Source organism: Saccharopolyspora hordei (genome assembly GCF_013410345.1).
GTDB lineage: Bacteria > Actinomycetota > Actinomycetes > Mycobacteriales > Pseudonocardiaceae > Saccharopolyspora > Saccharopolyspora hordei.
Genome location: NZ_JACCFJ010000001.1, coordinates 5,003,618 through 5,027,083 on the forward strand (window position 1 = coordinate 5,003,618; position 23,466 = coordinate 5,027,083).

Genomic DNA, 23,466 nt, shown 5'->3' on the forward strand with positions numbered 1-23,466 from the left:
GTCACAGCACCGCGAGCAGGTCCTGGTAGGTCCGCTCGACCGCGTCCGCCTCGCTGGTCAGGACGGTCGCGGTCGGCCGGCGCCGCACGACGTCGACGAGCGCGTCGTAGACGGCCGCGAGGTGGGCGTCGCCGCCCTGCTCCGCGACGTGCCGCCTGATCTGCCGCACCCACGGCAGGTCGTCGTCGCGGCGCGCGAAGCGCTCCAGGCAGCGGTCCCGGGTGTCCATCAGCACCACCTCGCGGAACTCGGCGCCGCTGTCGCGCGCCACCGCCTCGAACCGCTCGATCTCGCGCAACCGCCCCAGGAACTGCGGCAGGACGACGTCGCGCCCGGCGCGCAGGTGGGTGCCGGCCATGCTCACCGCGAGCGGCCGCACGATCGCGCCGGTCTCGGCGAACCGGTCGCGCCAGCCGCCGACCAACGGCCGCAGCTGGTCGATGTCGAGGTCGAGCACGCCGGGGTGGTCGTCGGCGTAGCGTCGCGCGAGCGTGGACTTCCCGATGCCGGGCGGACCGTTGAGGTGGAGGAGCCGGGCCATCCTGCGCAGTCTAGGGACGACGCACCGTTCCCCTGCGCGACCGGATCAGCCCAGTCCCGCGAACAGGTCGTCCTCCCAGCCGTTCGGGCCGCTCCCGGGTCCCCGCTCGCCGCGCACCAGCAGGTAGTGCTCCACGGCGAACTCCGGGCGCTGCACCACGGTCGCGAAGAACCCGCCGTCGTCGAGGTCGACCTGGCTGCGGTACCGGCGCAGCGCGGCGATCTTGGCGGCGTGGAAGTCGCGGCCGTCGAGCACCGCGGTGAGCTCCTCGTCCGGCACCGTGTACGGCTCGAAGCCCTCCACCCCGGCCTCCTCGACCCGCTTGAGGATCGACCGCGGCAGCACCGTCCAGTACACCTTCGGGACCTGCCACGCCGCACCGAGTTCCGGGGCGTGGTCCGGGTCGGCGGCCGGGTCGAGCGCGGACATGACCGCGCGGTGCGCGGCGATGTGGTCGGGGTGCCCGTAGCCGCCGTGCTCGTCGTAGGTGATCACCACGTGCGGCCGTTCGGCACGCAGGACCTCCACCATCGCGCGGGTCACCTCGGCCGGGTCGGCCGCGGCGAACGCACCCGGGGCGCCGTTGCCGTCCGCACCGGCCATCCCGCTGTCCCGGAACCGGCCCGGGCCGCCCAGCCAGCGGTGCCGGACCTCGCCCAGTTCGGCCAGGGCCGCGCGGATCTCGCCGCGCCGGTGCTCACCCAGCGCGTCCGGGTCGCCGCGCAGGTGCGCGAGGTCGTCGGCGACGACCTCGCCGAGCTCCCCGCTGGTGCAGGTCACCAGCGTCACCGAGGCGCCTTCCGCGCAGTAGCGGGCGATCGTGGCGCCGGTGGCGGTGGCTTCGTCATCGGGATGGGCGTGCACCAGCAGGAGACGACGGTCGCTCATGCCGCTGAGCCTAGCCGCGCCGGTCCGGTGGGATGTTCGGGCGATGTTCGTCCGCTGGTCACCCGGCTCCGGGCGCCGGTGCGCGACGATCACCGGCAGGACTCCCGAGACCAGAGGAGGGACCGTGCCGACAGTTCCCCGCCGAGGTGTGCTCGGCATGGCCGGGGCCGCCGCGGTCGCCGGTGCGCTCGGCACCCGCTCTGCCGTGGCCGCACCGGCCGGCGACGCGGTGATCGGGCCGGCGCAGGGCCACCAGGTGCACGTGATGAGCTTCAACATCCGCTTCGACAGCGGCGCGGCACCGCCGGACCCGGACTCCTGGCGCACCCGCCGCCCGGTCCTCGCCGAGCTCCTCGACATCGAGCGGCCGACCGTGCTGGGCGTGCAGGAGGCGTTGTTCTCCCAGGTGAAAGCCCTGCTGCAGGACCTCCCGCGGTCCTACGACTGGGTCGGGCTGGGCCGCGAGGGCGGCGGCCGCGGCGAGTTCATGGCGGTCTTCTACGACGCCCACCGGCTGGAACCGCTGGACTACGACCACTTCTGGCTCTCGGACACCCCGGCGCTGATCGGGTCGACGTCCTGGGGCAACGAGGTGGTCCGGATGGTCACCTGGGTGCGCTTCCGCGATCGGCGCAGCCGCCGCGAGTTCACCCACGTCAACACGCACTTCGACCACCAGTCGGAGCCGTCGCGCCGGCGCAGCGCGCAGCTGGTGCGCGAGCGGATCGCCGGGTTCGACGCGGGGCTGCCGGTGGTGCTCACCGGGGACTTCAACACCCCGGCGGGCAGCTCGGAGCCCTACCGGATCCTCACCGGCGGCGGGCTGGCCGACGCCTGGCGGACCGCGGACCGGCGGCTCACCCCGGCGTGGGGCACCTTCGCCGACTACCAGGAGCCGGTCGAGGGCGGGGAGCGCATCGACTGGGTCCTGCACAACGACCGGGTCGCGGTGCGCGCCGCGGCGATCAACGACTTCCGCCGGAACGGCCGCTTCCCGTCCGACCACCTCCCGGTCCAGGTCCTGGTCGACCTGGTCTGACCCGCCTACGGCGCCGGGACGAGCACGACCCAGACCTGGCCGGGGGCGAACGGGATCGGTTCCCCGGCCGGGTCCAGGTAGCGGGTGCCGAGTTCCGGCGCCGGGCGGTCCCAGCGTCCTTCGAAGGACTGGCCGTCGCGCAGCACCACCGCCCGGCCGGTCCCGACCGTCTCGGCGAACGGCGAGACGTTGCCCGCCACGTCCTGGAACCGCGAGCTGGTCACCGGGACCTCCTGCAGCACGACGGTGCTCGCCGCGAGGCGTCCGCTGTCGGTCGCCGCGTACGGGCGCCCGTCCATCGACACCAGCCACCGCTGCTGCTCGGGCGACCAGGTGAACCCCACCTCGGCCGCCCGGTAGGCCACCTGCTCACCGCTGGTGGGAACGCCTCCACCCGGAGCGGGCCCGAAGGTCAGCGCGGCGTTCGGCGACCACCCCTCCCCGGCGGGCAACCGGGACGGGCGCACGTAGAGGTTGTGCGGGGCCTTGCCCGGACCGCGGTAGAACGCGCCGGGCACCGAGGCCTGCGAGGCGCCGACCACCGGAGCCCGGTCGATCTCCGGCAGCAGTTCCGGCGCCGCACCGGAGAACGCCAGCGCGGGACGGCCGAACTGCGGCAGCAGGCGCAGGTCGGTCTGCCGGGCGCTGCGCACCGGTCCCACCACGGGCGGCTGCCTGGTGCCGAACACCGCGATGAGACGGGTGATCCCGGCTTCCACGGGTTCCACGAACACGACGTCGGCGGTGCCGATCCCGGTCGGCGGGCGAGCCGCGGGGGCGTTGTCCACCTTGACCGCGAGCACCGGGGGACCGGCCGGCGGTGGCGCGGGCGGCGGTTCAGGCGGCGGGGGCGGTGGCGGTGCCGCGACCGGCAGCGTCCGGGTCCCGCTCGGTTGCAGGGCCAGTCCGCCGAGCAGCACCGCCGCGACGGCGGTCAACGTGCCGAGAACGCGCACCCACCACATCGCTCCTCCCCCAGCGGAGCAGCCCCCGCTGCCGGTAGCTTTCCCCCGCCGCACGGGCCGCGACAAGGGGCCGACTGGCGCAGTCCGGCGGGGCGGAAGCCGGAACCGGCACTGGTGCCGCCGCGCGGGAGCGGTCGGGATCGATCACGTCCGCCGTGCTGCGTCTCCCCGAGGTCCACATCACTCCACTGTGGACTCGGCGTGCTCCCGGAAGGCGCGGAGTCACGAAGGGGATGGCCGGTGCCCGTCCTGCGGGGCGAGAGCCTCACCGCCGCCTGACCTCAGACGACCCGCGCCCGCGCCGCCAGGAGTTCCGCGCGCTGAGCGTCTCGGACCGGGACACGGGGCGCCTGCGGCGGGCCTCGGTGTCCGCGCCACCGACCTCGCACGCGGACGACCCGGCACCCCGGCACCGTCCGCTGCGGATCACAGCACCGGGGTCCGTGCGCACTCGGAGGTGCGGATCCCGTTGCGCCGCAACATTCCTCAACCGCTCCGTGACCGCGTGAACACCCGCCGCACCCGCCGGGGGAACGCGCTATGACCTGCCCTACAACAAATTGGAATCGAGGATGCAACTTTTTACGATCGGGGTGCGAGACGGGCGAGAGGGCAGACTCGGCGCTGAGCATCGCGATGTGACCGGCCCGCAACGCCTTCGCCATCGCACGGGACCCGACCGTCATCGACGGACTGGTGGGCGGCCCCCTGCAACGCCGCGCCACCAGCTGAACTCCGGCTGCCACCTGCATCGCTGCGGCACGCCGGAGAACTGGACGAGAACAGCAGAACAGGAGGTCGGCGATGTTGTCCCCGAAGTCGACCGAAACGGTCCGCGCCACCCTGCCTGCCGTGAGCGCCACCATCGGTGAGATCGCCGGGGTGTTCTACGACAGGATGTTCACCGCTCACCCCGAGCTGCTGCGCGACCTGTTCAACCGCGGCAACCAGGCCAACGGGGAGCAGCGGCAGGCACTGGCCGGATCCATCGTCGCGTTCGCCAGGTCACTGGTGGAGCACCCCGCGTTCCCACCGGAGACGATGCTCAACCGGATCGCGCACAAGCACGCCTCGCTCGGTGTGACCAAGGACCAGTACGAGATCGTCCACACCCACTTGTTCGCCGCGATCGCCGAGGTGCTGGGCGATGCGGCCACCGAGGAGGTCGTCGCGGCCTGGGACGAGGTCTACTGGCTGATGGCCGACGCGCTGACCACCATCGAGACCCGTCTCTACGCCGAGGCCAACGCTCCGGACGGCGATGCCTGGCGCGACCACCGCGTCGTGGGCCGCTACCCGGAAGCGACGGACACCATCACGCTGCTGCTCGAACCAGCCGACGGCGCGCCACTGCCGTCGTTCCGGCCCGGCCAGTACGTGTCGGTCCAGGTCGAGCTGCCCGACGGCGCCCACCAGATCCGCCAGTACAGCATCTCCGGCACCTCGGCCAACGCCCTCGCGATCACCGTCAAGCGGATCGACGGTGAGGTGTCCAGCCACCTGCACGAGCACTGCACCGAAGGAGACGTCCTGCGGGGCAGCGCTCCCTTCGGCGATGTCGTCCTCGACGAGGGCACGAACCCGGTGCTGCTGGTCTCGGCCGGCATCGGCTGCACGCCGATGATCAGCATGCTCCGCCACCTGGCGACCACGGCCTCGCCGCGCCAGGTCATCGCCGTGCACGCCGACCGCAGCGAGCACACCCACGCCTTCCGGGCTGACCTGGACCAGCTCGCTGCGAAGCTGCCCGACGCCACCGTGCACGTCTGGTACGAGGAGCCGCAGGAGCCCTGGCCCGCCGAGCGGACGGGCCTGGTCGACCTCTCGGCGCTGGACATCCCGGAGGACGCCACTGCCTACGTGTGCGGACCCTTGCCCTTCATGCGCGCCGTCCGCGCACAGCTGCTGGAGCTGGGTGTCCCCGCTTCGGACATCCACTACGAGGTCTTCGGCCCCGACCTCTGGCTGGCTCAGGAACCGACGTCCGTTCCGGCCTGATCCGCTCCCGCCCCCGGAGGGCCACGGGGTCCCTCCGGGGGCGGCCGTTTCTCGGTGGTCCGACTCGTGGACCGGCACTCGGCCGGCACTTCCTCGTCTCCCCCTCCCGCGGAGCACACCGGGTGTGGGCGGGACTCCCGAGCGCCAGCGCCGGGAACGAAGTCCTCATCACGGTGCGACCGACTGCGGCGACGGTCCGGCCGGGCAGTCCGAAGGCGTTGCGGGTCGGTGCGGCGAGGGCGGACGGGCCCGCCACGCCCCGCGGCTCGAGCCGAGGGGCCACCGATGTGACCGGGAGCTCCCCCTCGGGACCGGGGTCACGAGCGGACCGGACGGCGGTTGCCGTCGCGCTGCCCCAGTGCTGGTCGTCCGCGGCGCCGTGCCCGTGCTCCGGCGGCGCACCCGTCCGTCACGCCTGCACCAAGCACGTGGCCAGGAGCACGACTCCGAGCGAGCCGACGAGAGCCGCCGTGGAGGCCGCCTTGGCCGCCCTCGGCGCCTTCGCGCGATGCAGGGTGCCGTGCATCGACGCGGCCACCATGACCAGGACGAACAGGACGAGCTTCGCCACCAGGACGCGGCCGTACCCCGGCTCCAGCAGCGACTGCCAGGTCACGCCGGCCTGCCACGCCAGCAGCACTCCGGTGGTGCTCTGGAGCGGGACGAAGACGGTCGTGGTGATCCGGGCGAACCGCCTCCCGACGGCTGTCACCACAGCGGCGCGCTGGTGGAGGGCCAGCGACGTGGGCACCACCGGCAGTGCGACGAGGCTGATGGTGATCTGCCCGCCCACCCAGAGCGCCGCACCCAGGACGTGCAGGAAGCGGACGACGACCCAGACGTCGATCACGGCCGCACTCCCACGTAACCGTGCGCGCCGTTCTCGGCGTGGCGGAGGTCGTGATCGACGAACGGGTAGCGACCTGGTTCGGGGAAGGTCAGTTCGACGAAACCGCCTTGCGCTGGTGCGAGGTCCAACGCCTGCGAACCGCCGCTCGCGCCGGGACGCAGCAGCCATGCGCCTTCCGCGTAGACGGTGTCGAACTGACCACCGACGACGTGGAAGCTCACCGGGTCCGACGGACCCGCGTTGATGACCCAGAACCGAACGCGTCGGCCGACCTCGGCGGTCAGCGGCGCGTGGTCGTACTGCCACGGCATCCCGTTGAAGGACCACCCGTCCGGACTGCCTCGCCGGATCTTGTCCAGCAGTTCGTCGTCGTCCGGCGCACCGTCGAAGTGCTGCCCGCTGACGAGCACGTACTCGCGGTCCACCGGCGCCAGGTCGGGAGGGTCGATGATGACGGCCCCGTACATCCCGTTGGCCAGGTGCAGCGACATCGGCGCGGTGGAGCAGTGGTAGAGCCACGCCCCGGAGCGTTCGGCGGTGAAGGCGTACACCAGCCGCTCACCGGGCTCGATCGTGCGCATCGGGCCGTCCGGCGCGAGCGAACCGGCGTGGAAGTCGATGCTGTGCCCCGTGGTCGCGTCGTTGACCAGGGTGATCTCGAACCGGTCCCCGACCTTCCCGCGCAGCGTGGGCCCGGGCACCGTGCCTCCGAAGGTCCACCGTCGCTCCCGTTCGCCCGGCGCGACTTCCAGCAGCTGCTCGGTGACGTGCAGTTCGACCCGGTGCACGGTCGTCGCGTCTGCCGGAGGCAGTGTCGCGTCCCTCGGTCGCCAGTCAGCGCTCGGCACAGGAGCGCGCTCGACGTCGTGCACAGCGGGCTCGCCGCTGCCAGCGGTGCGGACTTCCATGGTCATGCCTGCGGCGCGGTGCCCGGCGACCGTGCACCACCCCGCCAGGGGCTCGCGGACCACCCCGACGTCGAGCAGTTGCGTTTCGCCGGTCGCCAGCCGCTCGGTCGCCGCCTCGTCGGCCAACCGCAGGTCGTGTGCCATGGCGTCCCGGTTCGTCACCCGGAGCACGAGGTGGGTGCCCTCCGCGACGGTGACCACGGCGGGCTCGATCCGCATGTTGGCCAACGTGACGTCCACGGTCTGAGCCGGGCCGGCCGCCTCGGGCTGCTCGCCCCCGCTCACCGCGAAGAACACCGCCACCAGCGTCACCGCGAGTCCCGCTGCGATCCCGGGCACAGCGCCCGTTCCCCGACCGGCGGTTGGCGACGCGCCGCGGTAGGCGACCGGAGCCGCGACCGACAGCGCCACCAGGACGAACGAGCCGACACTGACGATCTCCAGTCCCCACGCGGCTACCGAGACCGGCCTGGGCAGGTCGAACGCGAGCAAGGGGATCGCCGCGTTGGTGGCGACGAGCCGCAACGGCCATCCGCGTTGCAGCACCGCAGCGATGCGGCGGCTCTCGACCGGACCACGACCGAGGGCCACCGGGAGCAGCTGGGTCAGCGCGCCCACCAGGACCTGGGCCGCGAAACCGACCGCCAACAACGGCAACAGCCGGTCGATCACGAGCGACAGGCTGTCCGGCGAGCGCAGCAGCCACCCGGTTTCCACCACCAGCGCGACGAGCAGCCACACCACGGCGCAGACCAGGAACCACGGTGCCGGTCGACGGACGGCTCGGCGGAGCCCACCCGTGCGCAGTGGAACCAGCAGCGCGACGACACCGGCCCCGTAGCAGAGCAGTCCGGTGATCACCAACCACGTGGTGGCCAGGAGGGCACCCACGCTCACCACGACCAGTGCCGTGACGAGCAGCCACCAGGTGCGGCGCGCCCAGACCTCCACGTCCTGTCGCACTCGCACGCCCAGCGCAGTCGGCAGCAGCACGAGCAACGTCCCGAGCACCGACAGGCCGACCCAGCCGAGCAGGTTCAGGTGCACGTGCGCCGCCCACAACCGCGGGTACCACCCCATGCCACCCGCGGTCATGCTCCCGCCGAGCGTCCCCCCGGCGGCCAGCGACATCGACGCGGCGACGTAGTAGGCGGTGAGGTGCCCGAACCGCGTGGCCAGGGCCCGGCGCCTGAGCCGTCGCACGTGGACGCCGTGGATGATCGCGACGAGGGACACCCCGCCGGCTCCGGTCCCGGAGACCCAGTGCCAGTCAGCGACGACTCCCACGAGCACCAGCACGACGGAGAGGTTGAGCACGGACAGCCCGACCTTCACCCGGCGCTCCGGTGGGTCGGGTGCGCGGCACCACGTCGTCACGAAGTGCTCCGACCAGATCACGACGGCGTTCGTGACGGCACCGAGCAGCAGCACGTGCAACGCCAGCCACCACGGCACACCCAGCTCGTCGTGCAGGAGGACCAACAGCGCCGCGATGCCGAGCCATCCCAGCACGAACACGTTCCCCCAGACCAGCAGCGGGCCGCGGAACCGCTTCCCGGACCGGTTCAACTCCTCCACGCCGATCACTCGGCTCATGTCCCTCCTCAGTCCTGAGTCCGTTGCGCGGGCTGGTCCGGACACGCTGACCGGTGCGACCCGGGACACGATGGCCCGACGAGGACGCGGTCCACCAGGACTCGAGGTCCTCATCCGCAGGGACCGAAGCAACCGGAGTCGGTGCCGAACGGGCCTGCCCCCACGAGGGCACACGGCACACCTCGCAGAGGACTTCCGTCACCGATCACGAGTACTGCGGGCTCTTCAGCGGTGGTGTCGCTGGAGAAAAGACTGGGCTGGACCCGAACACTGGAAGAGGAGAGACCGTGACGGCGACAGCCCCAACGCCGATCGCCCCCAGCCCAGTTCCGAAGCGCCAGCACCGCAGCGGGAAGAGCAGCCTGCTGCGGCCACTGCGCACGACCGACCACAAGCAGCTTGGCATCATGTACCTGGTCGCGACCTTCGCCTTCTTCCTGCTGGGCGGGGCCATGGCGATGCTCATGCGCGGTGAGCTGGCGCGACCCGGCTTGCAGTTCCTGTCCAACGAGCAGTACAACCAGCTGTTCACCATGCACGGCACGGTGATGCTGCTGCTGTACGCGACGCCGAGCGTGTACGGCTTCGCCAACTACGTGCTGCCCCTCCAGATCGGGGCGCCAGACGTCGCCTTCCCCCGCTTGAACGCCCTCTCGTTCTGGCTGTTCCTCTTCGGCGGCCTGATCACGGTGTCCGGGTTCGTCACCCCCGGTGGTGCTCCGGACTTCGGCTGGTTCGCCTACGTGCCGTTGTCGGACGCGGTCCACTCGCCGGGTGTCGGTGCCGACCTGTGGATCGTCGGCGTGGCCGTCGGGGGCCTGGGCACGATCTTGGCGGCAGTCAACATGATCACCACAGTGGTGTGCCTGCGGGCCCCCGGGATGACGATGTGGCGGATGCCGATCTTCACCTGGAACATCCTGATCACCAGCATCATGGTGTTGATGGTCTTCCCGGTTCTGACCGCGGCAGGCCTCGGCCTGCTCGCCGACCGGCACCTCGGGGCGCACGTCTTCGACCCCGCCAACGGAGGGGTGGTGCTGTGGCAACACCTCTTCTGGTTCTTCGGTCACCCCGAGGTCTACATCCTGGCACTGCCCTTCTTCGGGATCGTCTCCGAGATCATCCCGGTGTTCTCGCGGAAGCCCCTCTTCGGGTACAAGGGCTTGGTGTGGGCGACCATGGGGATCGCGACGCTGTCGGTCACGGTGTGGGCGCACCACATGTACGCCACCGGCGCCGTTCTCCTGCCCTTCTTCTCCTTCGCGACGTTCTTGGTCGCAGTGCCGACCGGTGTGAAGTTCTTCAACTGGATCGGCACCATGTGGAAGGGGAAGCTGACCTTCGAGTCGCCGATGCTGTTCTCGGTGGGCTTCATGGTCACCTTCCTCTTCGGTGGGCTCAGCGGCGTGCTGCTGGCGGCACCGCCGCTGGACTTCCACGTCTCGGACACCTACTTCGTGGTCGCGCACTTCCACTACGTGCTCTACGGCACGATCGTGTTCGCCACCTTCGCCGGGATCTACTTCTGGTTCCCCAAGATCACCGGACGGATGCTGGACGAACGCCTGGCCAAGCTGCACTTCTGGCTGACGTTCATCGGCTTCCACGGCACCTTCCTGGTGCAGCACTGGCTGGGCAACGAGGGCATGCCGCGCCGCTATGCCGACTACCTGGCCTCCGACGGCTTCACCACGCTCAACGAGATCTCCACGGCCAGCGCCTACTTGCTCGGCGCCTCGACGCTGCCGTTCATCTGGAACGTGTTCAAGAGCTACCGGTTCGGGGACGTGGTCACTGAGGACGATGCGTGGGGATTCGGCAACTCGCTGGAGTGGGCGACCTCCTGCCCGCCGCCACGGCACAACTTCCTCGAACTGCCTCGGATCCGCTCCGAGCGCCCGGCCTTCGACCTGCACTACCCGCACATGAGCGAACGGAGTCGACTGGAATCCCACGTCAGCCTGACCGGCAAGGCGCTGCACCGGGGATCCCTCGAGCGGAGCCGGTGACGGGCGCGGCTCGGCAGACGTGTTCGGCGTCGCCGCGCAGCCGAGCGCTCGTCGGTGGTGGCGCTGGTGGCTGAGCGGGGGTCCTCCTCGTGGCGGGCCCGCGCTGCTGGAGCGATCACCGGGATCTGCGCGTGCGCGGCAGGAGGGGCGGCCGGTGTTCCCGTGCCCTGCCGAGGGACCGCCGGCCGCCACGTCGCCGACCGTCGTCGCTTGCCACGAGTGACTCTGGTCCGCTCCGAGCATGACCTTGGTCCCAGTGAAACCCGGTCGTGCACGCTCCTAGCCTGGGCCCGTGAACACCGAGGCGTACCGAGACCCGCGCGTCATCACGGTCTTCCTCGTCGATGATCACGAGGTGGTGCTGCGCGGTGTGGCTGAGATGCTCGGCGACGAGCCCGACCTGGAGGTCGTCGGACAGGCCTGCTCGGCGTCCGAGGCGTTGGTGCGCATCCCGGCCGTGCGACCGGACGTGGCCGTGCTGGACGTCCGGCTGCCCGACACCAGCGGTGTGGAGCTGTGCCGGAAGTTGCGGTCCACGCTCCCCGAGCTCAAGTGCCTGATGCTGACTTCCTACGCCGACGAGCAGGCCATGGTGGAAGCGATCCTGGCCGGGGCTGCCGGTCACGTGCTCAAGGACATCAAGGGCGCGAACCTCCTCTCGGCGATCCGCACGGTCGGTTCAGGGGGTTCGCTGCTGGACAGCCGGGCCACCGCGGCGGTGCTCGCGCGGTTGCGCGCCGGAGCAGATCGGCAGGGGCCGCTCGCTGAGCTCACCGAGCAGGAACGCGTCTTGCTCAGCCACCTCGGAGAGGGGCTGAGCAACCGGGAGATCGCCGCGCGGATGTTCCTGTCCGAGAAGACGGTGAAGAACTACGTGTCCCGCCTGCTGGGCAAGCTGGGCAAGAACCGCACCCAAGCCGCGGTGATGGCTGCCCGGCTGCAGAGCCAGTTGCACCGCACCGTCGGATGAGCGACCTCGGCTACCACCCGGTGCGTCCACCACGACCACACCGCTCCGAAGCCCGGCGCGGTGCCACGGTACGAGCGAGTCCGGCCGCCCCGGGAGGCGGTCTGCGGCCACCGTCCGCTGCCGACGAGCCCTCGCGGTCGTCCGCGCGTGGCCGGCACCTCGGTGACCGGGGACAGCGGCGGTGCCCACCGTCCGAGTGCGCATGTCACGATGGCGTTCAGGCCGACCAGGGGGAGCCCATCGGGAGGTGCACCGCGGGTGAGGCGGTGGTGAGGGAGTTGCACGTGGGAGGCGAGGAACGGCGCGAGCCGGCGGGGTCGGTCCGGGACCGCTCGGACGAGCTGGTGGAGGCGATGCTCGCCGTGTCGGCCGGGCTGGAGCTGGATGCGACGCTGCGGCGCATCGTGCACGCTGCGGTCAACCTGGTCGACGCCCGCTACGGCGCGCTCGGCGTGCTCGGTCAGGACGCCAGGCTCGGCCGGTTCGTGTACGAAGGCGTGGACGAGACCACCCGAGAACGCATCGGCTCGCCGCCCAGTGGCCTGGGGGTGCTGGGTGCGGTGATCGACGAGGGCAAGCCGCTGCGCATCGACGACGTGACGGCTCATCCGGAGTCGGTGGGCTTTCCGCCGAACCACCCCCACATGCGCACCTTCCTCGGCGTTCCGATCCGGGCGCGCGGCGAGGTGTTCGGAAGGCTCTACCTGGGGGACAAGCGCGGCGGCGGGGGTTTCACCGAGGACGACGAGGCCGTGGTGCAGGCGTTGGCCAGCGCCGCGAGCGTCGCGGTGGAGAACGCCCGGTTGTTCGAGGAGGTCCGTCGGAGGGAACAGCTGCTGGAGGCCAGTGGTGAGGTGACCGCGAAGCTCCTCGCAGGCAGTGATCCGGCTGACGCCTTGGACCTGATCGCCGCACGCGCCCTGGAGCTGACCGACGCGGACTGCGCTGTGATCGCGGTGCCGGAGGATCCCGAGGAGGACCCCTCTGAGGTCACCGAGCTGATCGTGACCGCGTGTGCCGGCCTGGACGCTCGGGCCATGACCGGGCGCAGGATCCCCATCGCGGGTTCCACGGTCGGCCAGGTCTTCCGGGAGCGGATCCCCCGCAACGTCCGCAGCCTGCGCATCGATCCAGGCCGCGACGTCGTGGAGTTCGGCCCGGCGCTCGCAGTGCCGTTGCGCGCGGAGGGGAAGATCTCCGGCGTGCTGGTGGCGATGCGCACGTCCGGGGCGCTCGCCTTCGAGGAGCACCAGCTCCTGGTCGTCTCCTTGTTCGCCGACCAGGCCGCGTTGGCCCTGCAGCAGGCCGAAGGACAGCTCGCGCGGCGGGAACTCGACGTCCTGGCCGACCGCGACCGCATCGCCCGCGAGCTCCATGACCACGTCATCCAGCGGTTGTACGCGACCGGCCTGGCCATGCAGAGCACCCGCCGTCGTACGAAGTCGCCCGACCTCGCCGACCGGTTGGACGAACACATCAACCAAGTGCACGAGGTGATCCAGGACGTGCGCGAGGCGATCTTCGACCTGCACACCGGCACACCGTCCACGGTCCGGCTCCGCCCGAAGCTGCAGGCCATCATCAACGAGCTGACGGCCAGCACGGCGATCCGCACGACGGTGAGCATGTCCGGGCCGCTCGACGTGCCGGTGGCGCTCGCCGAGCACGCCGAGGCGGTGGTCCGCGAAGCGGTCAGCAATGCGGTGCGCCACGCCCAGGCGAGCGAGTTGTCGATCACGGTCACGTTGGACCACGACCTGGTCATCGACGTCACAGACGACGGCGTCGGCATCCCGAGCGCAGTCGAGCGCAGTGGTCTGAGGAACATGGCCGAGCGCGCCGCCGACGCCGCGGGGCGGTGCACGGTGGAAGGGGTCGCGAGTGGCGGGACCCGGGTGCTGTGGTCGGCCCCCGTGTCCTGAAGATCCCCCCGAGGGCCGCTCCCCGGCCGCCCGCTCCGGTCGCTCTCGGGGGACCGGAGCGGCCCGGTCACGGTGACGTGCGGCCGCGCTGCCAGGAGTCCAGGGCGATCAGCGTCTTGGTGCTGGTCACGCGGTGGCTGCGGCGGATCTCGTCGATGGTGCGCTGCAGGTGCGCCATGTCCCGCACCCGCACCCAGACCAGCGCGTCCGGGTCCCCGGCGATGGTGAACACCGCCTGCGCCTCCGGCATCCGCGTGGTGGTCTGCACGATCTCGTCCACCCCGCTGGTGCCCAGGAAGCGCAGCTCGATGAACGCCTCCACCGACGCGCCGAGCTTGGCGTGGTCGAGCTGGACGGTGTAGCCCAGGATCACGCCCAGCTCCTGCAACCGGTCGATCCGCCGCTTGACCGCAGCCGTGGACAGGGTCACCCGCGAGGCGATGTCCGACAGCGTGCGGCGGGCGTCCTCGCGCAGCAGCGCCAGGATCTCGTGGTCGGTCGCATCGAGCGTCGCTTCGGCCATGCGCAGGCATCGTACGCAAAATCCGGCGGCACGGAAGGGCTGGAGCGACCGAAGTTTGCGTGCTCGCGCTCGTGGCGGGGCCCGGTGTTGCGTGCCGCGCGTCCGGTGGGATGGAGTGGCGGCGATCACGAAGCGCACGGCAACGAAGGAGTTCGAGATGGCCGGCTTCACGCTGGACGACCGCTACCTCCGGGACGCGGGCACGGTCTACGTGACCGGAGTGCAGGCGCTGGTGCGGATGCTGTTCGACCGCGTCCGGCTGGACCGTCGCGCGGGCGCGCGCACCTCGGTGTTCGTCTCCGGCTACGAGGGCTCCCCGCTGGCCGGGTTCGACCTGGAGCTGGCCCGGCGCGCGAAGCTCCTGGCCGAGCACGACGTGGTCCACCAGCCCGGCCTGAACGAGGAGCTGGCCGCGACCTCCGTGCTGGGCAGCCAGCTCGCCGACCGCCTCGGCACCCAGCGCCCGGACGGCGTGCTCGGCGTCTGGTACGGCAAGGCGCCCGGCCTGGACCGCGCCGGTGACGCCCTGCGGCACGCCAACATGGCCGGGACGCACCCCCGCGGCGGCGCGGTCGCGCTGGTCGGCGACGACCCGAACGCCAAGTCCTCCACCGTCCCCGCCGCCTCCGAGGCCGCCCTGGCCGACCTGCACATCCCGACGTTCTTCCCCGCGGACTCGCAGGACCTGCTCGACTTCGGGCGGCACGCGGTCGAGCTGTCGCGCGCCAGCGGCCTGTGGTCGGCGCTGAAGGTGGTCGCCAACGTCGCGGACGCGGCCGGGACCGCGACCGTCACCCCGGACTGGGCCCCGCCGGAGATGCGCGCGGAGGCCTACTCGCACCGGCCCAGCGCCCGGCTGCTCGGCGCGGAGCTCGCCGGGCTGGAGAACAGCCTGTACAACGTGCGGATCCCGCTGGCGCTGGAGTACCTGCGGGCCAGCGGCGTCAACCAGGTCGTCCGGTCCGGCCGCGCGGACCGGATCGGCATCGTCACCGCGGGCAAGTCCTACCTGGACCTCCGGCAGGCGCTGCGCGTCCTCGGCCTGGAGGAGGCCGACCTCGAGCGCTACGGCATCCGGCTGCTCAAGCTCGGCGCGATCCACCCGCTGGAGCCCGGCATCGTCCGGGAGTTCGCCGCGGGGCTGACCGAGATCGTGGTGGTCGAGGAGAAGCGGGCGTTCCTGGAACCGGCGATCAAGGAGGTCCTCTACGGCCTCCCGGACGCCCCGCAGGTGCACGGCAAGAAGACCCCCGACGGCCGCACGCTGTTCACCGAGCTCGGCGAGCTGGACCCGGACCGGATCGCCCGCGGCCTGGCCGACCGGCTCACCGCGCACGGCGAGGTCCCGCAGGTCGAGGCCTGGCGCCGGCGGCGCCGGCGCGAGCGGATCTCCGTGCCGCTGCTGGCCCGCACCCCGTACTTCTGCTCGGGGTGCCCGCACAACTCCTCAACCAAGGTGCCGGACGGGACCGTGGTGGGCGCGGGCATCGGCTGCCACACGATGGCGCTGTTCATGGACCCCGAGCAGGTCGGCGACGTCGTCGGCATCACGCAGATGGGCGGCGAGGGCGCGCAGTGGATCGGCATGGCGCCGTTCGTCAGCACCGAGCACTTCGTGCAGAACATCGGGGACGGCACCTTCACCCACTCCGGCAGCCTGGCCATCCGCGCCGCGGTCGCGGCGGGCGTCAACGTCACCTACAAGCTGCTGCACAACTCGGCGGTGGCGATGACCGGCGGCCAGGACGCGGTCGGGGCGCTGCCGGTCGGCAAGATCGCCGAGATGCTGCTGCTGGAAGGGGTGTCGAAGGTCGTCGTCACCAGCGACGCGCCGGAGCGGTTGCGCGGCCGGCTGCCCCGCGGCGTGACCGTCCGGCACCGCGACGAACTCCTGGACGCGCAAGCCGAACTGGCCGCCGTCCCGGGCGTCACGGTGCTCATCCACGACCAGGAGTGCGCGGCGGAGAAGCGCCGCAAGCGCCGTCGCGGCAAGCAGCCGACCCCGGCGACGAAGGTGATGATCAACGAGCGGGTGTGCGAGGGCTGCGGCGACTGCGGCGCGAAGTCCAACTGCCTGTCGGTGCAGCCGGTGGCCACCGAGTTCGGTCGCAAGACCCGCATCCACCAGTCGTCCTGCAACGTCGACTACTCCTGCCTGGCCGGGGACTGCCCGTCGTTCCTGACCGTGGTGCCCAGCGGTCGCCGCCCGCACCGCCAGGTGAGCCCGCTGCCGGCGTCCGCGCTGCCCGAACCGGAGCGCGGCGACGGCGACTTCACCGTCCGCATCACCGGCATCGGCGGCACCGGCGTGGTCACGGTGACGCAGGTGCTGGCCACCGCCGCGGTGATCGACGGCCGCCAGGTGCGCACCCTGGACCAGATCGGGCTGGCGCAGAAGGGCGGCGCGGTGGTCTCCGACCTCAAGATCACCTCGGAGCCGGTGGCGCAGGCGCCGAAGCTGGCCGCCGGTGAGTGCGACGTCTACCTGGGCTGCGACCTGCTGGTGGCCGCCGACCCGACGCACCTGGCCGCGGCCGACCCGGAGCGGACCACCGCGGTGGTGTCCACCACCGAGGTGCCGACCGGCCGGATGGTGGTGGACACCGAGGTCGCGTTCCCGGCCCAGGAGGGCATCCGCTCCGCGCTCGACGAGGCCACCGCGCGCGCCGTCTACCTGGACGCCCGCGGGCTGGCGGAGCAGCTGTTCGACGACGACCAGTTCGCCAACGTCCTCCAGCTCGGCGCCGCCTACCAGGCCGGTGCGCTGCAGCTGTCGGCCGAGGCCATCGAGCAGGCGATCGAGCTCAACGGCGCCGCGGTGGAGGCCAACGTCCAGGCGTTCCGCCGCGGGCGCCAGGCCGTCGCCGACCCGGAGGCGCTGCGCGCCGAGATCACCCCGGCCCCGGCCGAGCCGCCGGCGCCGAGCCCGGCCGCGCAGCGGGTGCGGGCCCTAGTCGCCGCCGAGGAGGGCTCGGAGCTGGCGCGGCTGCTGGACGTCCGCATCCCGGACCTCGTGGACTACCAGGACGAGGCCTACGCCCGCAGCTACGCGGAGTTCGTCGAGCGGGTCCGGCGCCGGAGCTCGGCGGAGGTGGCCGAGGCGGTCGCCCGCAACCTGCACAAGCTGATGGCCTACAAGGACGAGTACGAGGTGGCCCGGCTGTCGCTGGACGAACGCCTGCAGGCCGAGCTGGAGGCCCAGTTCGGCGAGGGCTCCCGGTTCGCGTTCCAGCTGCACCCGCCGGTGCTGCGCGCGCTGGGCATGAAGCGCAAGATCAGCCTGGGTCCGTGGTTCCGCCACGTCTTCCGGCTGCTGCGCGCGATGCGCAAGCTGCGCGGCACCCGCCTGGACCCCTTCGGCCGCGCCCGGGTGCGCCGAGTGGAGCGCGAGCTGGTGCAGCAGTACCGCGAGGTCGTCGAGCAGGCGCTGGAGAGCGACCACCCGGCGCTGCGGGAGCTGGCCGAGCTTCCGGACATGGTCCGCGGCTACGAGGACGTCAAGCTGGCCACCGTCGAGGCCTACCGCGCGAAGCAGCAGGAGCTGCTCGCCTCCCGGGACGCCGCACCGGTCGGCGCGGCCTGAGCCCTGGGGGTGTGCGGCCCCGGCGTGCCCGCCCGGGACGCCGGGGCCGCGCCGTGCGACCGGGATCGGTCAGCTCGGTCGCCGCACCTCGAGCACCTCGACCGCGGCTTCCCCGTCCGGCGTCGGGTAGTGGACGGTCTCGCCCGGTTTGCCGCGCGACAGCGCCATCCCCAGCGGGCTGTCGGAGGTGACCGTGATGTCCTCCTCGCCGGCCCGGGTCTGCTCGGGGATCGCCACGAGCTTGTAGGTCTGCTCCGACCCGTCGGCCTCCCGCACCACGACCTCGGTGCCCGGCGCCAGGCCCTGCACGTCGATGCCCGCCATCAGGTCCTCGAGCGCGGCGATGCGGTCGTCGATCGCGGCGACCTCGTCCCCGCCCTGCAGCTCCTGCGAGGCGTCGGCGCTGTCACCCGGCCCCGAGCTCTGCACCATCTCGTCGACCAGCCGCTTCCGCCGCGCGCGCAGCGAGCGGATCTCCTCCGCCAAGCGCGCCCGGGTGTCCGGGTCCGCACCAGCCATCGCCGCTCCTCCCCCGTGGAGCCGTTCCCGCAGCTGATGCTCGGCTCCGGGACCCGCGGGCACAACTCGACCTTGTCACTGCGCGGCGCCGCCGGTGATCTCGGCCAGCGCCGCGGTGATGTTCTGCTCGGCGGCCCCCTTCTCGACGCCCAGGCCGGAGAGCAGCCCGGTCCCGGCCTCGTGCTCCAGCAGCGCCAGCAGGACGTGCTCGGTGCCGATGTGGTTGTGCCCGAGCCGCAGCGCTTCCCGGAAGGTCAGCTCCAGCACCTTCTTGGCGTCGGCGTCGAACGGGATCAGGTGCGGCACCTCGTCGACGGCGGCGGGCAGCGCCGCCACGGCCGCCTCCCGCACGGCGTCCAGCGAGACGCCCTGCGCGGTGATGGCCTTGGCGCCCAGCCCGTCGGCCTCCCGGAGCAGCCCGAGGACCAGGTGCTCCGTCCCGATCTCGGCGTTCCCCGCCTTCCGGGCCTCCTCCTGGGAGACCACGACGACGTTGCGGGCGCGGGTCGTGAACCTGCTGAAGCCCTGGCTCGGGTCCAGGTCGGGCGTCTTGGGCACGAAGCGCTTCTGCGCCGCCTGCTTGGTCACGCCCATGCTCTTGCCGATCTCGGTCCAGGACGCCCCGGACCGCCGGGCCTGGTCGACGAAGTGGCCGATCAGGTGGTCGGCGACCTCCCCCAGGTGTTCCCCGGCGACGACGGCGCTGGACAACTGCTCCAGCTCGTCGTCGTGCACCTTCTTGATCGCCGCGATCAACTCGTCCAACGACACGTGGTCGGAGATCCTCACCTCGTTCATGGCGTCAACCATAGGTTGACGACGCTTGAGCGTCAACGGCGGGTTGACGGATGTCTGTGGTCGAACTCCGCCGGCTCGACGGAGCACGTGCCTCCTGACCGTGAAGGCGGACGCGAGCACCCCGGTTCGACGCCGTCCAGGCGCGGACCGCTCGCAGCTCGAAACCGCAGGTCAGGACGCTGAGGCGAACAGGTAAGACCATGCGGGGCCCATGCGAGCGATCACAGATCGGACCCGCTCGCGACGATCTGTGAAACCCCAGGTCAGTGCCCTCAGAAAACGCCTGCCCTGTCACCGGCCACCAGCCCCGGTCCCCATTGAGGCCCGATGAGCAGTTCGCTGTAGTCGCGGTAGCGCCTGCCCTGTCACCGGCCACCAGCGCCGGCCCCCATTGAGGCCCGACGGCTCGTCCGGATACGGCGTGCCGCGCTCGATGAACTGTCACCGGCCACCAGCGCCGGTCCCCATCGAGGCTCGTCGCGTCGGAGCGCCTTGAGTGCGGAGTCGAGCTGTCACCGGCCACCAGTGCCGGCTCCCTACGCCTCCCGCCCGGTGCCGAGCCTGCGGCGGAGCTCGCGGGCGAAGGCCAGCGCCGCCGGGTCGAGCCGGTCGGCGCGGGCCGCGGACCGCAGCCACTCGGCCAGTGGCGCGGCCAGGGCCGGTGAGAGCGCGGCGATCCAGCGGGCGGTGCCGGCGCGGGCTTCCGCGACGTGCTCGGTCGCGCCCTCGCCGACGTGCGCGATGACCTCCGGGCGCGTGGCCAGCAGTCCGCCCACGCGCCAGTCGCCGCCCGTCGTCACCGCCGCGAGCCGCGCCAGCTCGTCGGCCGCCGCCTCCACCTCGTACCGCTCCTCGACCACGCGCCCATCATCCCGGAGCCGCCCGGCCGCGGAACCGCACCACCCGGCTCCGCGTCCCGCCCCGCCCGGTCGCCGCGCTGACGATGCGGCGCGCCATGCCGCCGAAGACCAGCCCGTGGAAGGGCGCCACCGCCCACCAGTACAGGTGGCCGAGCAGGCCGCGCGGGATGAACACCGCGCACTGCCGGTAGCGCGTGCCCTGACCGGCGGGCGCCACCGACAGCTCCAGCCACGCCCGCCCCGGCACCTTCATCTCCGCCCGCAGCCGGAGGAACCGGCCCTCCTCCAGGTCCTCCACGCGCCACCAGTCCAGCGCGTCGCCGGTGCGCAGGCGCTCCGGGTCCCGCCGCCCGCGGCGCAAGCCCACACCGCCGAGCAACCGGTCGATCCAGCCGCGCACCGCCCACAGCAGCGGGAACGAGTACCAGCCGTTGCGCCCGCCGATGCGCTCCACCACGCGCCAGACCGCGGCCGGCGACGCGGTGGTGAGGCGTTCGCGCTCGTCGCGGTAGACGGTGCCGCCGGACCAGCCGGGGTCGGACGGCAGCGGGTCCCACGGGGCGTCGACCGGGGAGGCGTCGGACCACCGCGTCTCCACCTCGCCGTGCTGGATCTTGCCCAGTGCCAGCGCCACCGCGTCGGCGAACCGGGTCAGCCCGCCCTCCGGGCGCGGCAGGTGGTCGTCGATGTCGTGCTCGGCGCAGACGGCCTCGTGGATCAAGGACTCGATGAGCGGCGCCCCGATGCTGCGCGGCACCGGGGTCACGATGCCGATCCACAGCGAGCTGAGCTTCGGCGACAGCACCCGGACCGGCATCATCAGCCGGCGCTTCAGCCCGGCCACCGCCGCGTAGGTGCGCATCATGTCCGCGTAGGTCAGCACGTCCGGGCCGCCGATGTCGAAGGACCGGTTGACCTCGGGCGGCAGGTCCGCCGCGGCGACCAGGTAGTGCAGCACGTCCCGGACCGCGATCGGCTGGACCCGGTTGGTGACCCAGCGGGGCGTGACCATCACCGGCAGGTGCTCGGTGAGGTAGCGCAGCATCTCGAAGCTGGCCGAGCCGGAGCCGATGATGACCGCCGCCTGCAGCACCGCGGTGGGCACCCCGCTACGCAGCAGCTGCTCCCCGACCTCGGCCCGCGACCGCAGGTGCTCGGACAGCTGCCCTGGCGGGTGCACGCCGCCGAGGTAGACGATCCGCGACACCCCGGCCTGCTGCGCGGCCCGCCCGGCGATGTCCGCGGCCCGCCGGTCGAGGTCGCCGAAACCCTTCTGCTGCAGGGAGTGCACCAGGAAGTACAGGACGTCCGCGCCCTCGCACGCCGCGCGCACCGCCTCCTCGTCCAGCAGGTCGCCGCGCACCACCTCCACCTGGTCGCGCCACGGGACGTCGCGCAGCTTCTCCGGCGTCCGCACCAGGCACCGCACCCGGTGGCCGCCGGCGAGCAGGCGCGGCACGAGCCTCCCGCCCACGTAGCCGGTGGCCCCGGTGACCAGGCACAACGATCCGCCGCTTCCCATCCGCTCTCGGGTACCCGCGCCCCGCGCGGCCATGCCGGGCGGGCTCGCGCGAACCGGTGACCTCGCTCGGGCGTTGTTAACCTGGCTGGATCCGGTGGGAAGCGAGGTCGAGGCCCATGCGCACCGCGATCTGCCTGTTCACCCGGAACCTGCGGGTGCACGACAACCCGGTCCTGCGGCACGCGGCACGCGCGGACCGCGTCGTCCCGGTGTTCGTGTTCGACGAGGGCGTGATCCGCAGCGACTACATGCGTCCGAACAGGACGGCCTTCCTGCTGGACTGCCTCCGCGACCTCAAGCACGCGCTCAGCGAGCTCGGCGCCGGGCTGGTGGTGCGCACCGGCAACCCCGCGGCCGAGGTGACGCGACTGGCCGACGAGGTCGACGCGAGCGAGGTCCACATCGCCGCCGACGTCACCGGCTTCGCGCACGCCCGCGAGGACTCCCTGCGCAAGGCCCTGGACGCGCGCGACCGCACGCTCGTCGTGCACGACGCGGTGGTGACTGCGCACGCCCCGGGCCACCTCGTGCCGACCGGCAACGACCACTTCGCCGTGTTCAGCCCGTACTTCCGCCGCTGGGCGGAGACGCCGCTGCGGCGCACCGTGGACGTGCCGGAGTCGCTGCGCATGCCCAAGGTGCGGGTGGGCAAGCTGCCGTCCCGCTCGGAGCTGTGCCCCGGCGAGACCTCACCGGACATCGCCAAGGGCGGGGAGTCGAGGGCCCGGGAGCTCGTCGACGAGTGGTTCGACGACGGCATCGCCGGTTACGACTCGGGGAACGACGACCTCGCCGCCGACGCGACGTCCCGCCTGTCCCCGTACCTGCACTTCGGCTGCCTGTCCCCGGTGGAGCTCGTCGAGCGCGCCGGGAACAGCGAGCCCGAGCGCGCGTTCGTCCGGCAGCTCGCCTGGCGGGACTTCCACCACCAGGTGCTGGCCGCCCGTCCCCGGGCCGCCCAGCACGACTACCGCCCGCGGGGCGATCGGTGGCGCGAGGACGAGGAGTCGTTCCGGGCGTGGTGCGAGGGCCGCACCGGCATCCCCATCGTCGACGCCGGCATGCGCCAGCTCGCCCGGGAGGGCTGGATGCACAACCGCACCCGGATGATCACGTCGAGCTTCCTGACCAAGACCCTGGGCATCGACTGGCGCCTCGGCGCCCGGTACTTCCTCGACCTGCTCGTGGACGGCGACATCGCCAACAACAACATGAACTGGCAGTGGACGGCGGGGACCGGCACCGACACCCGCCCCTACCGGGTGCTCAACCCGATCCGCCAGGCCGAGCGGTACGACCCGAACGGCGACTACGTCCGCCGCTACGTGCCGGAGCTCAAGGAGCTCCCGGCGAAGGCGCTGCACGACCCGCGCCGCATCGACCCCGAGGACCTCGAGCGGCTCGGCTACCCGGCCCCGCTCGTCGACGTCGACGCGGCCAACGCGCGGTTCCGCGCGGCCAAGGTCGGCACGTCGCGGGTCAGTTGAGCGCCACGATCGCGCCGTTGAGCGCCGTGGCGTACAGCGACCAGGCCAGGTAGGGCAGCAGCAGCGCGCCCGCCAGCCGGTCGCGCCGCCAGAACAGCACCGTGGTCACCACGACCACGACGTCGAGCAGCACGATCTCGAACAGCGCCGTGGTGCGCTGGCCGAGCGCGAAGAACAGCGGCGTCCACGCGGCGTTGAGCACCAGGTTGGCCGCGAACCAGGCCATCGCCTGGCCGCGCGCCCGTCCCGGACCGGCGCACCAGGCACGCCACCCCGCCGCCGCCATCAGGACGTAGAGGACGGTCCACACCGGACCGAACAGCCACGGCGGCGGCGCCCACGACGGGCGCTGCAGCATCGTGAACTGCTCGGCGGACGTGGTGGCGGACAGCGACCCGACCACCGCGACCAGCGCCACCGCGGCCACGACGACCACCGCGGCGACGACGGCTTCCCGCACCGTGCACCTCATCTGGGCGAACACG

18 protein-coding genes are annotated in these 23,466 nt (G+C 72.3%); 7 read left to right on the plus strand and 11 right to left on the minus strand.

Annotated elements, in window-relative coordinates; all coding sequences use genetic code 11:
- Position 1: 1 nt before the first annotated feature.
- Positions 2 to 541, minus strand: a complete 540-nt coding sequence (locus HNR68_RS22910; protein WP_179723810.1) for an AAA family ATPase — start codon at positions 539 to 541, stop codon at positions 2 to 4.
- Between the two features lie 45 nt (positions 542 to 586).
- On the minus strand, positions 587 to 1,411 hold the full coding sequence (gene mshB / locus HNR68_RS22915; protein ID WP_179725394.1) for an N-acetyl-1-D-myo-inositol-2-amino-2-deoxy-alpha-D-glucopyranoside deacetylase: 825 nt from the start codon (positions 1,409 to 1,411) through the stop codon (positions 587 to 589).
- Between the two features lie 142 nt (positions 1,412 to 1,553).
- On the opposite strand from mshB, the gene HNR68_RS22920 reads away from it, so the two are divergent.
- Entirely contained in the window at positions 1,554 to 2,468 is a 915-nt protein-coding gene (locus HNR68_RS22920; RefSeq protein ID WP_343050342.1) for an endonuclease/exonuclease/phosphatase family protein, read from the plus strand.
- Between the two features lie 5 nt (positions 2,469 to 2,473).
- On the opposite strand, the gene HNR68_RS22925 is transcribed toward HNR68_RS22920, so the two are convergent.
- Positions 2,474 to 3,433 carry a DUF3048 domain-containing protein gene (locus HNR68_RS22925; protein ID WP_179723811.1) on the minus strand — a complete coding sequence of 320 codons (960 nt, stop codon included), beginning with the start codon at positions 3,431 to 3,433 and terminating at the stop codon, positions 2,474 to 2,476.
- An 852-nt stretch (positions 3,434 to 4,285) separates the two neighbouring features.
- Here HNR68_RS22925 and HNR68_RS22930 point away from each other — a divergent pair.
- Positions 4,286 to 5,431 (plus strand): globin domain-containing protein, encoded by a 1,146-nt coding sequence (locus tag HNR68_RS22930; RefSeq protein ID WP_343050343.1) that lies wholly within the window; start codon positions 4,286 to 4,288, stop codon positions 5,429 to 5,431.
- A 409-nt stretch (positions 5,432 to 5,840) separates the two neighbouring features.
- Here HNR68_RS22930 and HNR68_RS22935 read toward each other — a convergent pair whose 3' ends face one another.
- Both HNR68_RS22935 and HNR68_RS22940 read right to left on the minus strand, forming a co-directional pair.
- The gene (locus HNR68_RS22935; RefSeq protein WP_218888400.1) at positions 5,841 to 6,281 is read right to left on the minus strand and encodes a CopD family protein; all 441 of its coding nucleotides are present in this window, start codon (positions 6,279 to 6,281) and stop codon (positions 5,841 to 5,843) included.
- A complete protein-coding gene (locus tag HNR68_RS22940) occupies positions 6,278 to 8,785 on the minus strand; it encodes a multicopper oxidase domain-containing protein (RefSeq protein ID WP_179723813.1) in 2,508 nt (835 codons plus the stop codon). Before HNR68_RS22940 ends, HNR68_RS22935 begins: the two co-directional genes overlap by 4 nt.
- Positions 8,786 to 9,072: 287 nt before the next feature.
- On the opposite strand from HNR68_RS22940, the gene ctaD reads away from it, so the two are divergent.
- The 3 genes from ctaD (at position 9,073) to HNR68_RS22955 (ending at position 13,689) form a co-directional block, all read left to right on the plus strand.
- On the plus strand, positions 9,073 to 10,797 hold the full coding sequence (ctaD, locus tag HNR68_RS22945; protein WP_179723814.1) for an aa3-type cytochrome oxidase subunit I: 1,725 nt from the start codon (positions 9,073 to 9,075) through the stop codon (positions 10,795 to 10,797).
- Between the two features lie 379 nt (positions 10,798 to 11,176).
- Positions 11,177 to 11,767: a response regulator gene (locus HNR68_RS22950; protein ID WP_246331337.1), complete on the plus strand. Its 591-nt coding sequence runs from the start codon at positions 11,177 to 11,179 to the stop codon at positions 11,765 to 11,767.
- 284 nt (positions 11,768 to 12,051) lie between these two features.
- Positions 12,052 to 13,689 (plus strand): sensor histidine kinase, encoded by a 1,638-nt coding sequence (locus HNR68_RS22955; protein WP_343050345.1) that lies wholly within the window; start codon positions 12,052 to 12,054, stop codon positions 13,687 to 13,689.
- A gap of 67 nt (positions 13,690 to 13,756) precedes the next feature.
- Here the strand turns inward: HNR68_RS22955 and HNR68_RS22960 are convergent, their stop codons facing one another.
- Positions 13,757 to 14,212 carry an Lrp/AsnC family transcriptional regulator gene (locus tag HNR68_RS22960; RefSeq protein ID WP_179723815.1) on the minus strand — a complete coding sequence of 152 codons (456 nt, stop codon included), beginning with the start codon at positions 14,210 to 14,212 and terminating at the stop codon, positions 13,757 to 13,759.
- Between HNR68_RS22960 and HNR68_RS22965 the strand changes: the two genes are divergently transcribed.
- Complete coding sequence (locus HNR68_RS22965) at positions 14,211 to 17,795, plus strand: indolepyruvate ferredoxin oxidoreductase family protein (RefSeq protein ID WP_179723816.1); 3,585 nt, start codon at positions 14,211 to 14,213, stop codon at positions 17,793 to 17,795. The two genes, HNR68_RS22960 and HNR68_RS22965, sit on opposite strands and share 2 nt — an antisense overlap.
- A gap of 69 nt (positions 17,796 to 17,864) precedes the next feature.
- On the opposite strand, the gene HNR68_RS22970 is transcribed toward HNR68_RS22965, so the two are convergent.
- The 4 genes from HNR68_RS22970 to HNR68_RS22985 all read right to left on the minus strand — a co-directional run bounded on the left by HNR68_RS22970 (position 17,865) and on the right by HNR68_RS22985 (position 21,494).
- Positions 17,865 to 18,314 (minus strand): GreA/GreB family elongation factor, encoded by a 450-nt coding sequence (locus HNR68_RS22970; protein ID WP_179723817.1) that lies wholly within the window; start codon positions 18,312 to 18,314, stop codon positions 17,865 to 17,867.
- Positions 18,315 to 18,389: 75 nt separating this feature from the next.
- Positions 18,390 to 19,112, minus strand: a complete 723-nt coding sequence (locus tag HNR68_RS22975) for a Clp protease N-terminal domain-containing protein (RefSeq protein ID WP_179723818.1) — start codon at positions 19,110 to 19,112, stop codon at positions 18,390 to 18,392.
- Between the two features lie 536 nt (positions 19,113 to 19,648).
- Complete coding sequence (locus tag HNR68_RS22980) at positions 19,649 to 19,972, minus strand: hypothetical protein (protein ID WP_179723819.1); 324 nt, start codon at positions 19,970 to 19,972, stop codon at positions 19,649 to 19,651.
- Positions 19,973 to 19,979: 7 nt separating this feature from the next.
- On the minus strand, positions 19,980 to 21,494 hold the full coding sequence (locus HNR68_RS22985) for an SDR family oxidoreductase (protein WP_179723820.1): 1,515 nt from the start codon (positions 21,492 to 21,494) through the stop codon (positions 19,980 to 19,982).
- Positions 21,495 to 21,610: 116 nt separating this feature from the next.
- On the opposite strand from HNR68_RS22985, the gene HNR68_RS22990 reads away from it, so the two are divergent.
- A complete protein-coding gene (locus HNR68_RS22990; protein ID WP_179723821.1) occupies positions 21,611 to 22,981 on the plus strand; it encodes a cryptochrome/photolyase family protein in 1,371 nt (456 codons plus the stop codon).
- Here the strand turns inward: HNR68_RS22990 and HNR68_RS22995 are convergent.
- Positions 22,974 to 23,453 (minus strand): TspO/MBR family protein, encoded by a 480-nt coding sequence (locus HNR68_RS22995; protein ID WP_179725403.1) that lies wholly within the window; start codon positions 23,451 to 23,453, stop codon positions 22,974 to 22,976. The genes HNR68_RS22990 and HNR68_RS22995 overlap by 8 nt on opposite strands.
- Between the last annotated feature and the right edge of the window lie 13 nt (positions 23,454 to 23,466).